Below are 14,084 nucleotides of genomic sequence, written 5' to 3' on the forward strand. Positions count from 1 at the left end.
TATAAAGGCTATCTGCGTAATCAGGTAGCCTTTTTAGTTAGGAGTATAGGTTAGAGGAGGTCTGTTGTTTTTTTAGGAGGAATGGTTAATGTGTTAAAATACTGCTGTTTATAAAGTATTAATGATTACTTTTGTATATAAACTGATAGTAGTATGAATACATTGAATTTTAAAAAAGCAACTTCTTTACGCCTTGATAATGATTTATACAATTATATTGAAATGTTAGCTAAAAAAGAAAATAGAAGCATTAATAACTTTATAGAGAAAACATTAGCTGAAGCTATACATTTTCACGAACTTAATGAAGAAACGATTCAAGCTATAGAGCATGCACAGAAAGAAAAAATGTCATCAAAACGTTTTGACAATACTCATGATTTGTTAAATGATTTAATGGGAGATTAATTTAGTTAGTAATGAGTGCTTATCAATTGACATATTCCAGTAAGTTTAAAAAAGACTTTAAGAAGATTCAAAACAATGCTAAAGCACTTGAAAAAACGACAACGGTATTTAAATACCTTTTAGAAGGAGGTGTTTCTTTAGTACCAAAGAAGATTAGACCTCACCTTCTGATAGGTAATTATAAAGATCACTGGGAATGTCATATATTACCTGATTTACTCTTAATTTGGCAACAAGATGAACTAAATAAAGAAATTATATTAGTTCGGATAGGTTCTCATGCCGAGTTATTCAAATAACATTATATATAAAGGCTATCTGTGTAATCAGGTAGCCTTTTTAGTTTCAACACGAATTATTTTTTGTCTTTTAGGGAATACTCAGTACTTTTAAATAAAAAAATGAAGAAGGTATTAGATAAAGGAGTAGCAGTAGGAAAACAAGGCCTTAAGTCATTTAGAATCGTGTTGATATGTTTGATTCGATGGCTAGGCATGATGGTGGTAGGTGTATTTTTGTCTCTTTGGATTTTTTTCTATTCGATGAGTAAGATTTATCAGTTGAGAAAAGGAAGTGAGGCACGAGGCTTTTGGGATAACTTCACAGCCTTTTTTAGCGATATAAACTATTCTGTGATTATTATCTTTCTTCTACAAGTCGTGATGATTATCGCCTATTTCTATGTAGCTAATAAATATGCTATTCAGAAGGCAATCTCTTTATTATGGGAGAAGCAAGGAAGTGTATTTATTACCAATTACGTGGCTCAGTTGATGGAATATCTACATCAGAAAAAGCCTACACTGTTTGGAAGCCAACCTGATAAAGAAGCGATACAGAGAGAGTTAATAGCACTTAATGAAGATAATCATGTAGCGGGTATGGTACAACGAAAAACGACAAACTACGTCCTTTCAAATGCTAAATTAGGTAATGGGCCTTCTACCTTGTTACAACAATTGACAACACTTCGTTTTAATCCTTTAGCGTTACTTCCTGGACTATGGATGTTTTATGCCTTAGTAGGGATACAAATCTTGTTTATATTGTATATTTACTATAGATATTAGATGGTTTAAATAATATAGAAATAAATGTTATGAAAATAGGAAATGATACAATAGGTATAAGTAATAGTGATAAGATAACAATACTAGTTTTTTTCTTTACAGTATATGTGTTGATTATGCTTCTTTTCGATTGGTTATTCGATGGAGCTATTAAAAGTTGGGAAAACTATCTTTTAAAAGGGTTGGTATATAGTATTGTACTTTCTGTATTGATGTATTACGCGATTAAGACCTTGACCAAAAGAGTGGAACTAAAGCTGCAAATACCATTAGCAGAAGGAGAAGAGCTAGAAGTATATGGAGTAGCTAATATGTTCTTAGGGAAAGAAGCCTTAGGGGGTAAATTAGGTATGACTGAAGATACTTTAGTATTCCATTCTCATAAGTTTAATATACAGAAGAGTACTGTCCGCATTCCTTTTGAAGATATTAAATCTATTAAACCCTGTAGAGTGATGTGGTTGCTTAACAATGGAATAGAGGTACAGACGGCTACAGACCGGTGTGTGTTTGTGGTCAATGATAGAAAAACGTGGTTAGAGGTTATTCAGAAAAAGATAAAGTAGCACGAGTTAATCTTTAAGTAAATGTGCTGTTGCTGCATGCGTAAGCTTTTCAAAATCAGCAAAACAAGAAGAGAAGTCTACTTGGTTGCCATGATGATCTCTTAGTTTAAGAGAGGTGTATAGTCCTAAGTCAAAATAATTAATCTCTTTTATAGACGCACTATGTGTGGAAATAAACTGATTAATAAATGCTTGATTTTGAGTCTTTTTGTAAATAGAAAAAATACTTAGACCAATGATACTAAATATAATTGCATAGGTAATAAAGTGCTTATTCATCGTAGTAAGTGATTTAATAAGAGTAAGATACAATAAATATTTTGATAGAGAACGACTATATACATTATAGTCGTTTTTTTATGCCTGTATTTGAAATATAATTTAATAGATTAAATCTAAAAGATTAGCTAAAAAACTTAGCAAAGTGATGTTTTTTGTAAGTAGGCTAATAGATTATCATCAAAAAAGACTACCTTAGCTATTATGATTACAATACTTCGATGAATAAATTTACAGCTATAGATTTTGAGACAGCTCAGCCTCAGCGCAATAGTATTTGCCAAGTTGGCTTAGTTGTATTTGAGAACGGAATTATAGTAGATTCCTTAAACATTCTTGTACAACCTCCTCAGAATGTTTATTGGAGTAAATTTATTGACGTACACGGTATCACACCAGAAGATACACAGTATGCGCCTACATTCGAAGAAGTTTGGCATAAGATATTACCCTTTATACAATTTCAGAATGTAGTAGCACATAATGGCTTTGGCTTTGACTTCCCAGTCTTAGAGAAGACATTAGAGTATTATAACTTGGCTGTGCCTGAATACGAGAAGCATTGTACTTATAGATTGTATAAAAAAGGATTAGCTTCTTTGGCTGAGAAGTATAATCTTGCATTAAATCACCACGATGCTCTTAGTGATGCTAAAGTATGCGGAATATTGTTTGATCAATATTTAAAGCAAGGAGGTCTAATTTAATAATAGCAAATTATGACGAAGAGTAAAGAGTATTTAGAACACAATAAGAAGTCTTGGGATAAACAGGCGTTAGCTAATCAGCAATGGTCTATGCCTGTAAGTGCAGAGACAGTAACAAAAGCTAAGGAAGGTGAATGGGAATTATATGTGTTGCCAACTCCAATAGATAAGAAGTGGTTAGGAGAGGTAAAAGGGAAGCGCGTATTATGTCTAGCATCTGCTGGAGGACAGCAAGCACCTATTTTAGCTGCTATAGGAGGTAAGGTAACTGTGTTAGATTTATCTACAGAGCAACTTAATAAGGATAAACAAGTAGCACTTAGAGATAATTTAGATTTGACAACTGTAGAAGGAGATATGACGAATCTAGAGATGTTCGCGGATAATAGTTTTGACATTATTGTTCATCCCATCTCTAATCACTATGTAAGTGATGTAACGAAGATCTGGAGAGAGTGTTATCGCGTATTAGACAAGGGAGGAAGACTAATCAGTAGTTTCTATAATCCAGTGATATTTATACACGATAGAGATCCTAAGTATGCAGCAGAAGGAGTTGTGAAGCCTATGTATAAGATTCCTTATGCAGACTTGACAGATATGACTCCAGATCAGGTAGAAGAAAAAAGAAATAAAGAGGAGGCTTTCGTCTTTGGACATAGTCTTCAAGATTTGATAGGAGGACAGCTACAAGCAGGTTTTTTAATTAAAGAATATGAAGAGGCATTTCAGCCACATCCTCGCTTTGTAGTAGATCATTATTTACCAACTTTTATAGGTACAGTAGCAATTAAACTTCAATAGTATGGAGAAAAATATAGTCTGGACAGGTGTCGATAATTTATCGATTGAAAAATGTGTCCTGATTGATAAAGGAGAAACCATTCACAGTAAAGGTGAGTTAGTAGGGAATAAGAATAATCAGGTGTATGGTGCCGAATATCAAGTAGTAGTAGATCAGAGATGGGAGACTAGATTCTTTGATATTACTTGTAAAGTGGGGCATAAGCACTATACTATACATGGGTATAAACTAAATAATCAGTGGATTATAGATGAACAAGAGCATCCAGAGTTACACGATTGTTTAGATATAGATATTTCTGTGACACCTTTTACTAATGCATTGCCTATTAATAGACTTAACTTAGCGATAGGAGAGTCTAAGGAAATAGCAGTGTTGTATATTAATCCTATAGAAGAGCGTTTTACTAGAGTAGTACAGCGTTATGAGAGACTATCTGAAACCACTTATCACTATAAAAACTTGTGGAGTGATTTCGAGTCTACGATAGAAGTAGGTGCAGATGGCTTAGTGACTAATTATCCGAAGTTATTCAATAGACTATAAAAAATACAAAGCCCCGATAGAGATCGGGGCTTTTTTATATATTGTTCAGAAGAAGATTACTTCTTTTTCTTTTTATTGTTTTCAATCATTTTTAAATCCTCAGCTTGTTCTATTGCGTTTCCTTCTAAGTCAAACTTAGTTTCTTCTTCAGTAGGGACAACAAACTTATCTTTCTTAGATTTGTATAGTGGGAATAAGTAAGAGATGGTATAATTAAATCCTACTCCTATATTACCACTGTGTTTTTTGTTATAGCCAGGAATATATAGGTTTTCAAAATCATCAGGTTGCGTCTGAGACACTAGCCCATTTAGTCTCATGGTGAATCCCATAAAGACATTGCTAAATACTCTTGTTTTAATACCTGCTACAAATTCTACCCAGTGTGCACTAAGTCCACTTTGTTTTCGATCTACTTCTATTCTTTCTTTAGGGAAATATGGATCTGTAGTATAAGATTGGTACCAATTAAGAGTTTGAGAGAAGGTCGCAAAACCATATCTAAAACCTACGTAGATCATATCTTCTCTATCTAGCCAGTTTTCGTATAGGTTATAGTTACCTCCTATGCGAATGTAGTTACCATTGGTTGTAAAGCCATAACTACTTTCGTCTCTATCCATTTTATCATGACCTATCTCTGCTGCTGCATACCAATTTTTAGTAAGACGATAATCCCCAACTACTTCAAAACCTTGATAAGTATTGTCATAGAATGAACGCGTGATTCTAAATAAATCAACCCCTACACGCAGTCCATATCTCTGTGGGTAGTAATGAGGTGATTCTTCTGCAGCATCAGTAAGTGGAGCAGGAGTCTTTAGTTCTGTAGGATTATTCTCTTGTGCAAATGAAGAGAAAGCTAATAGTAGTAAACCACAATTAATAATAAATCTTGAAGTGTGCTTGTTTGCTATCTTGAATTTCATTTGTTTCAGTTGTATAATATTTAATCCAGTTACCACTCGTTTGTTGAGATTCTCCGTTTAACATAGGAAAAGTACCATCTTGATTTAAGGAGAATGTAGATACATATCCACAGGCTTTATTAAGATACTTGGTATTGATTTTATATTTAAAAGTCAATGTATCATAAAGTGTGTCTGTCTGATTCTGAGTTCTTCTTATTGATTTAAGTATCCATTCAGATTCTTGATTATCTAAGCGAAGCGGTATTAGTAATTTGTTTGCTTTGCTTTTGATAACATCTTTTTCTCTACCCGCAACAAAAGCTTCAACTAAGTCATTCTTAGCGATTCCTTGATCCTCAAAATTGTAGAATTCAATTAGAAAGTTAGGCGTAGTAGGCTCATCCGCACCACAAATATCATCTTTCTCACAAGCGCTAAAAATAAAACTTCCTAAGCTTAGAAATACTGCTGCCAATATTAGTTTTTTCATATAGATTTTTTATCTCTGTATATAAGTTGTCAAAAATACTAAAACTAATTCAGAACTCTTTAAAAAAGTTCGAAGTGAACTTCTATACTTTTAGAGTATAAATGTTTTAGAATAAATGTGGAGAAAATGATTCGTTTTTGCTTTAAAGATTCTAAATAGTGGCGTTTGTTGTATTTTTATGACTGTAATTAACATAGTAATTGTAAATGACGCCTTATATTTAAAGTTCTAAGATAAGTAAAGATTAAGTAAAATGTTAGAAACTGTTTCAGGTTTGCAGGTAATATTAGCAGTTACCCCTGTTATATTGTTAATTGTATTATTAGGTTTTTTAAAGTTACCAGGTGAGAAAAGTGCCAGTATTACTTTAGTTGTTACAGCATTAATAGCGTTATTTGGTTTTAATCTCTCTTTGATAGATACTTCTTTATCAGTAGTATATGGGATAGTGAAAGCTATTTTTCCTATCTTGATTATTATCTTAATGGCTATTTATAGTTATAATGTACAAGTAGAGTCTCAGAAAATAGAGATTATTAAACAACAGTTCTCGGCTATTTCAACAGATAAATCTATTCAAGTATTACTACTGACTTGGGGATTTGGGGGACTGTTAGAAGGAATGGCAGGTTTTGGTACAGCAGTAGCTATTCCTGCAGCTATTTTGATTAGTTTAGGTTTTAAGCCCATGTTCTCAGCCGTTGTTAGTTTGATTGCTAATAGTGTGCCTACAGCCTTTGGAGCAGTTGGTATTCCGGTTATTGTTTTGGCTAGAGAAGTAGAGATGGTAGAGCAGATTACTACGATTAGTGCTCATGTAGTTTGGCAGTTAGCAGTATTGATGTTTTTAGTTCCTTTTTTAATTGTAACATTAGCAGATAAATCTGTAAAAGCTATCCCAAAGAACATTATTTTAAGTCTTCTGGTAGGAGGTGTTACCTTAGCTGTTCAGTATTATGCAGCGGTATATATAGGAGCAGAGACTCCTGCTATTTTAGGAAGTATTGCCTCAGTGATTACTATTATCCTATTTGGAAAAATCACGGCAAAGAAAGAAGATAAAATAGAGAAGCAGAGCTTTAGCCTTCTAAGTATCTTTCAGGCATGGAGTGTATATGGACTGATCTTATTACTCGTTTTATTGACTAGTCCTCTGTTTCCTTTTGCAACGATGATGAAATCTAATTTGGAAATATTCCAAACGAATTTTTCCTTTTCTATCGCAGGAGGTATTCGCAGTGTGGCAATATATTGGTTGACAGATACAGGCGTGTTAATTTTTATAAGCTCATTAGTAGGAGGATTGATTCAAGGAGTTTCTCTAAGTGGTTTGTTTGCTTTATTAGGTAAAACTGCAGTACAATTAAAAAAGACGGTTATTACAGTATGTTGCTTAATCGCTTTGTCTACGTTAATGGACTTCTCAGGTATGATTACAGTTCTAGGATTAGCCTTAGCGACGACTACAGGGACGTTCTATCCTTTCTTTGCTCCAGCGATAGGAGCCTTAGGAACATTCTTAACAGGTAGTGATACATCCTCTAATATTTTATTCGGGAAGTTACAAGCTACAGTTGCAGATAAGATTGGAGCAGATAAAGGTTGGTTGGCAGCAGCGAATACAACAGGTGCTACAGGAGGAAAGATTATTTCTCCACAGAGTATTGCTGTAGCTACAACAGCTTGTGGAGAACAAGGTAAAGAAGGTATTATCCTTAAAAAAGCTGTCGGTTTTGCATTGTTATATATTTTAATAGCAGGCTTGATAGTATATATTGGAAGTTAAGAATTAAATAGATAGATATATGAGAGTTGGGTTGTTTATTCCTTGCTATGTGAACGCAGTTTATCCTGAGGCGGCATTAGCAAGTTATAAAATATTGACACATTTTGGGGTAGAAGTAGATTACCCCGTAGATCAGACTTGTTGCGGTCAACCTATGGCTAACGCAGGTTTCGAGAATAAAGCTTTGCCTTTAGCGAAGCAGTTTAATAATTTATTTGAAGAGTTTGACTATATAGTTGCTCCTTCGGGTAGTTGTGTTGGGTTTGTAAAAGATACTTACCCGAGATTAATGGAGAAGGAAGGCTGTACGAGTAAAGTAAGTGGTAAGGTGTATGATATCTGTGAATTCTTACACGATATCCTGAAGATTGACAAATTGCCAGGTAAGTTTCCTCATAAAGTAAGCCTTCACAACAGTTGCCATGGATTAAGAGAATTAAAGCTAGGAGCAGCTAGTGAATTAAATATAAAACCTTATTCTAAGGTAAAAGCCTTGCTTAGTCTTGTAGAAGGTGTAGAAGTAGTAGAGCCTACTCGAGTAGATGAGTGTTGTGGCTTTGGAGGGATGTTTTCTATAGAAGAACCAGCTATTTCTATCCGAATGGGGAATGATAAGGTGAGTTGTCATGTGGCTACTGGTGCAGAGTATATAACAGGACCAGATAGTTCATGTCTAATGCATATGGGAGGGATCATAGATAAGAATAAGATGCCTATCAAGATGATTCATGTTGTAGAAATTCTAGCTTCAGGTTTATAATTATGAGTAGTACAAAACATGCACAGAATGCTGACGCGTTTCAGCAGAATAAAGAGAAAGCTACTTGGCATGATAATGCACTGTGGTTTGTAAGAGAGAAAAGAGATAGAATGTCTAAGACGCTTCCTGAGTGGGAAGACCTTAGAGCAATGGGTGAGAAGATAAAACTACATAGCGTTAGTAATCTAGCGATGTACCTTGAGCAGTTTGAAGCAAATGCTATAGCTAATGGAGTGATAGTACACTGGGCTAAAGATGCAGAAGAGCACAATGCTATCATGGCAGAGATCTTAAATAAGCACAATGCAAAAAAAGTAGTAAAAAGCAAGTCTATGCTGACAGAAGAATGTGATCTTAATCATTACTTAGAGACCAAGGGTATTGATGTTGTAGAAAGTGATTTAGGAGAGCGTATCTTACAGTTAAATGGGACTGCGCCTTCACATATCGTACTTCCTGCTATCCACATGAAGAGAGAAGAAGTAGGAGATTTATTTGCCGAAAAACTAAATACAGAGAAAGGCAATAGTGATCCAACTTATCTTACTCGGGCAGCAAGAGCTTCTTTGCGCAATGATTTTCTTACTGCTGATGCAGCAATTACAGGAGTGAACTTCGGTATAGCAGCCACAGGAGAGATTGTTGTTTGTACCAATGAAGGAAATGCCGATATGGGAACTTCATTGTCTAAACTACACATTGCCTCTATGGGGTTAGAGAAACTAATACCAGATTATGAGAGTTTAAGTGTGTTTACTAGATTATTAGCCCGCTCTGCAACAGGACAACCAACTACTACGTATACTTCTCATTTTAGAAAACCAATCGAAGGAGGGGAGTTTCACATCATCTTAGTCGATAATGGAAGAAGTGAAATATTGAGCAATGAAGAACATATCAAATCTCTTAATTGTATTCGCTGTGGAGCATGTATGAATACTTGCCCTGTGTACAGACGTAGTGGAGGATATTCTTATACTTACTTTATCCCTGGGCCAATAGGAATTAACTTAGGAATGCTTAAGGATCCTGTTAAACACAGTGAGAATCTATCTGCTTGTTCTCTATGTTATTCTTGTAATAATGTATGTCCAGTGAAAATAGACTTAGCTGATCAAATCTATAAATGGCGTCAAGATTTAGATTCTTTAGGCAAGGCTAATTCATCTAAAAAACTAATATCAACAGGAATGCAATTTTTATTTACTCATCCTGCTTTGTTTAGAACGAGTTTGAAGTTTAGTTCATTGGCAAAATATGCACCGCGTTCTCTGACTTTTGGGTTAAAAGAATGGGAAGACGGGCGTAACCTACCGAATTTTGCAAAAGAGTCGTTTACAGAAATGTGGAAAAAAGGAAAAGTAAAGAAACAATAGGGGAGTTATGAGTAGTAGAGATCAAATATTAAATAATATAAGACGCAATACAAAACAGGTCTTTGACAAACCGCAAATGAATCTGTCTGCAATTGAGTTTGACGATAAATTAACTCAATTCATAGAAGTGTCTAAAGCAGTTGGAGGTGATGCTATAATCTTAAAAGAGGGTGAAGATATCAATGAAGTGATTCGCGCTCTTTATCCAGAGGCAAAAGAAATTGCTTCAGTGGTAAAAGGTATTCACTTGACAACTTTAGATCCTGATAGTGTAGAAAGCCCTAATGATTTAAATAATGTGGATTTAGCTATTGTAGAAGGAGCCTTTGGGGTATGTGAGAATGGGTGTATATGGCTTCCACAGCAACTTAAGCACAAAGCTCTATACTTCATCACACAGTATTTAGTTATTGTCTTAGATCGTTCTAAATTAGTGAATAATATGCATGAAGGATATAAACTGATTACACCTAGTGAGAAAGGTTTTGGAGTGTATATATCAGGACCTTCTAAGACTGCAGATATTGAACAAGCTTTAGTAGTAGGAGCACATGGGCCAAAAGGTCTGACTGTGATTCTAAAATAGATAAACGATAAGAGAGAGGCTAGCCTCTCTCTTATCGTTTATAAAAGGATTTTAATCCGAAATATGTATTAGCTAGCTAAACGTTACAAAGCAATTCTACTGCTTCGTTCTTTCATTTGTTCTATAATTATGTTATAGTAGCTGTATCAGTAACTCATCTTTAGCTTGTATAAACCTTTTTGTTTATACCTCTATTGTGTGTTTTGGGGTAAGTTAGTTTTCGATTAGTAGTAAATAAAAAATAACTACCTCATGGAGATAGCTATTTCTGTATACATATTGTATAGAAATTAATCTAACACTTCGAACTCATCTGTTCCTTCTACACGACCTAGTTCACTTCCTACAGGCGCGTTTAGATAAGGGATAATAGCTTTGTCATTATGAGCTACAGCATTCACACTATAGATATCTGTATTCTCAGGATTATCTAAGTATGCTTCATCTTCTGTATTGCTTAAGAATCTCCATCCACTATCAGTATCAGAGTTTGGTTCTTCTCGGTACATATAGTCTACTTTCTCGCCTTCGATCATGATTTTAGCAGACACTAGACAGAAGCCGATATCTCCTACAAGATTCTTTAAAGCTTCGGCAGGAATATTATTATCTTGGTTCATCGTTATCGTTTTATAAGATAAAAGGCAACCAAGATGATTGCCTTTTGTTGTTAGTTTATTATTTGTTATCTCAGTTCTAATAGAACTACGTTTTCTACGTGATGCGTCTGAGGGAACATATCCACAGGACGTACTTTGATCACTTTATATTTGTGATCCATAAGAGCTAAGTCACGTGCTTGTGTAGCAGAGTTACAGCTTACGTATACGATGCGTTTTGCACCTACTTTTAATAGCATTTCTACTACATCTTTATGCATTCCATCACGAGGAGGATCAGTAATGATAACGTCTGGATGTCCATGTGTCGCTATGAACTCATCGTTAAATACATTCTTCATATCTCCTACAAAGAAGTCACAGTTCGTAATATTATTGCGTTCAGCATTCAGTTTAGCATCTTCTATTGCTTCTGGTACAGCTTCAACACCGACTACTTTACCTGCCTTTTTAGAAACGAACTGAGCGATAGTACCTGTACCTGTGTATAAGTCATATACTAATTCGTTACCTGTAAGACCTGCATAGTCTCTTGTGATTTTGTATAGTTCGTATGCTTGCTCAGAATTAGTTTGGTAGAATGACTTAGCATTAATGCTAAATTTAAGTCCTTCCATTTCTTCTAAGATATAATCACGTCCTTTATAAAGCACTACATCTTGATCATAGATAGTATCATTCGCTTTACCATTGACTACATACTGTAATGATGTAATCATAGGGAAGCGCTCTGCTAAGAAGTCTAATAATAACTCGCGCTCTTCTTTGTTGTCATAGAAGAATTGAATCATCACCATTACTTCACCTGTAGAAGCAGTTCTGATCATCAATGTACGCAATAAACCTTCTTGCTCACGTGGGTTAAAGAAAGCTAAATTATGCTCATTAGCGAATCTTCTGATTTCATTTCTGATTTCATTAGAAGGATCTTGTTGTAAGTGACATTTTTTGATGTCTAAGATCTTGTCCCACATTTTAGGGATGTGGAATCCTAATGCATTTTCTTTACCCATTTCTTCTCCACTTGCTACTTCTTCTGGTGTTAACCAGCGAGCATTAGAGAAAGAGAACTCCATCTTGTTTCTGTAGAACAATGTTTCTTCAGACCCTAAGATAGGTTCGAACTCAGGTAATTCAATTTTACCTATGCGCTTTAAGTTATTAAAAACCTCCTGATTTTTATAGAATAACTGTTGTGCATAGTTCATGTTTTGCCATTTACATCCACCACAAGCTCCGAAGTGTTCACATACTGGCTCTATTCTATGTTCAGAAAATTTGTGGAATTTCACAGCTTTCCCTTCATAATACGCTTTGCGTTTTTTGAAAGTCTGCACATCTACCACATCTCCCGGAACTACGTTAGGAATAAAGATTACTTTCCCATCTGGAGCTTTAGCTACCGAAACGCCTTTTGCACCTGCATCAAGGACTTCTACGTTTTCGAATACGATTCTTTCTGTTCTTTTTCTACTCATGCCGCAAAAATAAGTTTAATTTCATTTGATAAGTATAGTTGATGCTTATTCATAATGAGTTTATATAAGATATATTGGTTGTGTAAGTGTTTGAATAAAAGGAAGATGTGTGTGTTGGCGAAATTAGGGTATTGTAGTCATTAGTTTAATTAGGTCAATAGACATCTTAAGGAATAGGAAACTTTTGTGAGTTGTATTTGTATCTAGTTAGCTTTGTTTGTTAAAAAGCATACGCATTAATCATAATTATCGAAAAGGAATTGATAAAATATCTAACTTAGGGTATTAATCAATTTATATTATATGAAAGCTTTAAAACTGATTTTATTCTTCTTTTTAGTGTCTATAGTGGGCTATGCACAGACTATTCGTTTGCCTTATGACGATGAGTCTGGTTGGATGCTCGTAGATTTAAAGGTTAATGATAAGCCGATGAAGTTCTTATTTGACACAGGGTGGGATGGATTGTCTATTAGAAGCAGTTTGCTTTCAGAATTCTATCATGGAGAACATGTAGCAGCAGTCGATGTTAATAATGTTGTACAAGCAGTTCAGACCATATATGTAGATAGTCTAAAGGTAGGAAATCATACTTTTTACCATTTGCCATTTACTGACTTTGAAAGCTTTCCGATGGTTAATGATCCTATCTTTAGTTGTTATAAAATCGATGGTATCCTAGGGAATGTTATCTATAAGGATAAAATATTAGAAATAGATCCTATTAAAAAGGAAATTGTATTACATGATTTGTCACCAGAGCTAGTGAATACTATATTGACTAATGATTTTATTCCTGTTGATGCTTATCCTACGGAGCAAAAAAGTAGAATTATGGTTCCAGTAGAAATGGGTGGTAGTGTGAAAAGACTGTTCTTATTGGATACAGGAGATAATGGATACCTAACTATGACAGCAGATAGAGGTGTGATCGCTTACTTGAGAACCTTAAAGTTTAATTCGTACATCAGTGTAGGGAGTATAGGAGCCTTCGGTATGAATGAAATAGTGAATCGTACACTGATCACGCAAGAAGCTAAGATTAAATTGGGAAAAATAGCCTTAAATAATGAAGAGGTTACATTTAATATGAATGACAATACCTATCAGATGGGAGTGGAGTTTATAAAACAGTTTCATTTGTATTATTTACCTTCTTTAAATCTAGTTTATCTTAAAAAGGTAAAGGAAAGTAATGTAGTCTCTAATTTAGAGAAGATAGGATACGGTATTGCTTATATAGATGGGCAATATATGGTGGCTGCTATTCATGAGCGTGAGAATGTAGTGCGATTAGGAGACGTAGTGCTATCGATAGATGGTATTCCTATGGAGAAGTTATGTCACTATAGAAAGTATCTTCAACAGCACAAAGGGCAACCGAAGTTAGAAGTAATGAGAGAAGGTAAGAAGATTACTTTATAGGTAATTATAGTATAAACAAAAGCGATAATAGGTTGTGTCTCTATTATCGCTTTTTTTATGCCTATAGATTAGAGAATATAGAAAGTGTAATGGGTGTCTCCTATTTAATTATGGAGTGTATAAATAAGATGCTAGAGGAATGCTAGGGGTGTTCTAGCACATTCCTTCGAGAAAACACCTTTCTAGGCTAGGAAACTCCAAGGAAAGTGCAAGTAATGGATCAACGTTAAAAGTTGGGGAGGAAAGTGTAAAATAATATCTTTGTGCTATG

Annotated in this window: 17 protein-coding genes; 12 read left to right on the plus strand and 5 right to left on the minus strand. The window is 34.6% G+C overall.

Features of this window, described 5'->3' with window-relative positions; translation table 11 throughout:
- The first annotated feature begins 153 nt into the window (after positions 1-153).
- The 4 genes from RT228_RS15005 to RT228_RS15020 all read left to right on the plus strand — a co-directional run bounded on the left by RT228_RS15005 (position 154) and on the right by RT228_RS15020 (position 2,044).
- Positions 154-408 carry a toxin-antitoxin system HicB family antitoxin gene (locus RT228_RS15005; RefSeq protein ID WP_313138753.1) on the plus strand — a complete coding sequence of 85 codons (255 nt, stop codon included), beginning with the start codon at positions 154-156 and terminating at the stop codon, positions 406-408.
- An 11-nt stretch (positions 409-419) separates the two neighbouring features.
- Positions 420-707 (plus strand): type II toxin-antitoxin system YafQ family toxin, encoded by a 288-nt coding sequence (locus RT228_RS15010; protein WP_313138754.1) that lies wholly within the window; start codon positions 420-422, stop codon positions 705-707.
- Positions 708-809: 102 nt separating this feature from the next.
- Positions 810-1,478: a hypothetical protein gene (locus RT228_RS15015; RefSeq protein ID WP_259638070.1), complete on the plus strand. Its 669-nt coding sequence runs from the start codon at positions 810-812 to the stop codon at positions 1,476-1,478.
- A gap of 29 nt (positions 1,479-1,507) precedes the next feature.
- Positions 1,508-2,044 (plus strand): GRAM domain-containing protein, encoded by a 537-nt coding sequence (locus RT228_RS15020; protein WP_006261376.1) that lies wholly within the window; start codon positions 1,508-1,510, stop codon positions 2,042-2,044.
- 6 nt (positions 2,045-2,050) lie between these two features.
- Here RT228_RS15020 and RT228_RS15025 read toward each other — a convergent pair whose 3' ends face one another.
- A complete protein-coding gene (locus RT228_RS15025; protein WP_313138755.1) occupies positions 2,051-2,323 on the minus strand; it encodes a hypothetical protein in 273 nt (90 codons plus the stop codon).
- 221 nt (positions 2,324-2,544) lie between these two features.
- On the opposite strand from RT228_RS15025, the gene RT228_RS15030 reads away from it, so the two are divergent.
- Genes RT228_RS15030 through RT228_RS15040 form a run of 3 tightly spaced genes read left to right on the plus strand, consistent with a single transcriptional unit; the run spans position 2,545 to position 4,381 of the window.
- Positions 2,545-3,030 carry a 3'-5' exonuclease gene (locus RT228_RS15030; RefSeq protein ID WP_006260008.1) on the plus strand — a complete coding sequence of 162 codons (486 nt, stop codon included), beginning with the start codon at positions 2,545-2,547 and terminating at the stop codon, positions 3,028-3,030.
- Between the two features lie 12 nt (positions 3,031-3,042).
- The gene (locus tag RT228_RS15035; protein WP_006261373.1) at positions 3,043-3,834 is read left to right on the plus strand and encodes a class I SAM-dependent methyltransferase; all 792 of its coding nucleotides are present in this window, start codon (positions 3,043-3,045) and stop codon (positions 3,832-3,834) included.
- A gap of 1 nt (position 3,835) precedes the next feature.
- Positions 3,836-4,381 carry a putative glycolipid-binding domain-containing protein gene (locus RT228_RS15040; RefSeq protein ID WP_006261372.1) on the plus strand — a complete coding sequence of 182 codons (546 nt, stop codon included), beginning with the start codon at positions 3,836-3,838 and terminating at the stop codon, positions 4,379-4,381.
- Positions 4,382-4,437: 56 nt separating this feature from the next.
- Here the strand turns inward: RT228_RS15040 and RT228_RS15045 are convergent, their stop codons facing one another.
- Both RT228_RS15045 and RT228_RS15050 read right to left on the minus strand, forming a co-directional pair.
- On the minus strand, positions 4,438-5,310 hold the full coding sequence (locus RT228_RS15045; protein WP_006261371.1) for a DUF6048 family protein: 873 nt from the start codon (positions 5,308-5,310) through the stop codon (positions 4,438-4,440).
- Positions 5,264-5,782 carry a DUF6452 family protein gene (locus tag RT228_RS15050; RefSeq protein WP_006261370.1) on the minus strand — a complete coding sequence of 173 codons (519 nt, stop codon included), beginning with the start codon at positions 5,780-5,782 and terminating at the stop codon, positions 5,264-5,266. Before RT228_RS15050 ends, RT228_RS15045 begins: the two co-directional genes overlap by 47 nt.
- Before the next feature lie 253 nt (positions 5,783-6,035).
- Between RT228_RS15050 and RT228_RS15055 the strand changes: the two genes are divergently transcribed.
- From RT228_RS15055 to RT228_RS15070, 4 genes are read left to right on the plus strand one after another with little or no spacing between them, the layout of a single operon-like run.
- Positions 6,036-7,568 carry an L-lactate permease gene (locus tag RT228_RS15055; RefSeq protein ID WP_006261369.1) on the plus strand — a complete coding sequence of 511 codons (1,533 nt, stop codon included), beginning with the start codon at positions 6,036-6,038 and terminating at the stop codon, positions 7,566-7,568.
- A gap of 19 nt (positions 7,569-7,587) precedes the next feature.
- Complete coding sequence (locus RT228_RS15060; protein ID WP_006261368.1) at positions 7,588-8,328, plus strand: (Fe-S)-binding protein; 741 nt, start codon at positions 7,588-7,590, stop codon at positions 8,326-8,328.
- 2 nt (positions 8,329-8,330) lie between these two features.
- Complete coding sequence (locus RT228_RS15065) at positions 8,331-9,704, plus strand: lactate utilization protein B (protein WP_006265471.1); 1,374 nt, start codon at positions 8,331-8,333, stop codon at positions 9,702-9,704.
- 7 nt (positions 9,705-9,711) lie between these two features.
- Positions 9,712-10,290 carry a lactate utilization protein C gene (locus RT228_RS15070; RefSeq protein WP_006261366.1) on the plus strand — a complete coding sequence of 193 codons (579 nt, stop codon included), beginning with the start codon at positions 9,712-9,714 and terminating at the stop codon, positions 10,288-10,290.
- Between the two features lie 290 nt (positions 10,291-10,580).
- Here RT228_RS15070 and RT228_RS15075 read toward each other — a convergent pair whose 3' ends face one another.
- On the minus strand, positions 10,581-10,910 hold the full coding sequence (locus tag RT228_RS15075; RefSeq protein WP_006261365.1) for a DUF2185 domain-containing protein: 330 nt from the start codon (positions 10,908-10,910) through the stop codon (positions 10,581-10,583).
- Positions 10,911-10,975: 65 nt separating this feature from the next.
- On the minus strand, positions 10,976-12,388 hold the full coding sequence (gene rlmD, locus RT228_RS15080) for a 23S rRNA (uracil(1939)-C(5))-methyltransferase RlmD (RefSeq protein ID WP_006260021.1): 1,413 nt from the start codon (positions 12,386-12,388) through the stop codon (positions 10,976-10,978).
- A gap of 303 nt (positions 12,389-12,691) precedes the next feature.
- Here rlmD and RT228_RS15085 point away from each other — a divergent pair, with 303 nt between their 5' ends.
- A complete protein-coding gene (locus RT228_RS15085) occupies positions 12,692-13,813 on the plus strand; it encodes a retropepsin-like aspartic protease (protein ID WP_006261364.1) in 1,122 nt (373 codons plus the stop codon).
- Positions 13,814-14,084 lie beyond the last annotated feature (271 nt).

Origin of the sequence: Myroides sp. (assembly GCF_032073645.1) — a bacterium.
Taxonomy (GTDB): Bacteria; Bacteroidota; Bacteroidia; order Flavobacteriales; family Flavobacteriaceae; genus Flavobacterium; species Flavobacterium odoratimimum.

Bases quoted from the DNA above. Each gene is read 5' to 3' on its own strand.
- RT228_RS15005 (WP_313138753.1), top strand. From the start codon at position 154: ATGAATACATTGAATTTTAAAAAAGCAACTTCTTTACGCCTTGATAAT.
- RT228_RS15010 (WP_313138754.1), top strand. From the start codon at position 420: ATGAGTGCTTATCAATTGACATATTCCAGTAAGTTTAAAAAAGACTTT.
- RT228_RS15015 (WP_259638070.1), top strand. From the start codon at position 810: ATGAAGAAGGTATTAGATAAAGGAGTAGCAGTAGGAAAACAAGGCCTT.
- RT228_RS15020 (WP_006261376.1), top strand. From the start codon at position 1,508: ATGAAAATAGGAAATGATACAATAGGTATAAGTAATAGTGATAAGATA.
- RT228_RS15025 (WP_313138755.1), bottom strand. From the start codon at position 2,323: ATGAATAAGCACTTTATTACCTATGCAATTATATTTAGTATCATTGGT.
- RT228_RS15030 (WP_006260008.1), top strand. From the start codon at position 2,545: ATGAATAAATTTACAGCTATAGATTTTGAGACAGCTCAGCCTCAGCGC.
- RT228_RS15035 (WP_006261373.1), top strand. From the start codon at position 3,043: ATGACGAAGAGTAAAGAGTATTTAGAACACAATAAGAAGTCTTGGGAT.
- RT228_RS15040 (WP_006261372.1), top strand. From the start codon at position 3,836: ATGGAGAAAAATATAGTCTGGACAGGTGTCGATAATTTATCGATTGAA.
- RT228_RS15045 (WP_006261371.1), bottom strand. From the start codon at position 5,310: ATGAAATTCAAGATAGCAAACAAGCACACTTCAAGATTTATTATTAAT.
- RT228_RS15050 (WP_006261370.1), bottom strand. From the start codon at position 5,782: ATGAAAAAACTAATATTGGCAGCAGTATTTCTAAGCTTAGGAAGTTTT.
- RT228_RS15055 (WP_006261369.1), top strand. From the start codon at position 6,036: ATGTTAGAAACTGTTTCAGGTTTGCAGGTAATATTAGCAGTTACCCCT.
- RT228_RS15060 (WP_006261368.1), top strand. From the start codon at position 7,588: ATGAGAGTTGGGTTGTTTATTCCTTGCTATGTGAACGCAGTTTATCCT.
- RT228_RS15065 (WP_006265471.1), top strand. From the start codon at position 8,331: ATGAGTAGTACAAAACATGCACAGAATGCTGACGCGTTTCAGCAGAAT.
- RT228_RS15070 (WP_006261366.1), top strand. From the start codon at position 9,712: ATGAGTAGTAGAGATCAAATATTAAATAATATAAGACGCAATACAAAA.
- RT228_RS15075 (WP_006261365.1), bottom strand. From the start codon at position 10,910: ATGAACCAAGATAATAATATTCCTGCCGAAGCTTTAAAGAATCTTGTA.
- rlmD (WP_006260021.1), bottom strand. From the start codon at position 12,388: ATGAGTAGAAAAAGAACAGAAAGAATCGTATTCGAAAACGTAGAAGTC.
- RT228_RS15085 (WP_006261364.1), top strand. From the start codon at position 12,692: ATGAAAGCTTTAAAACTGATTTTATTCTTCTTTTTAGTGTCTATAGTG.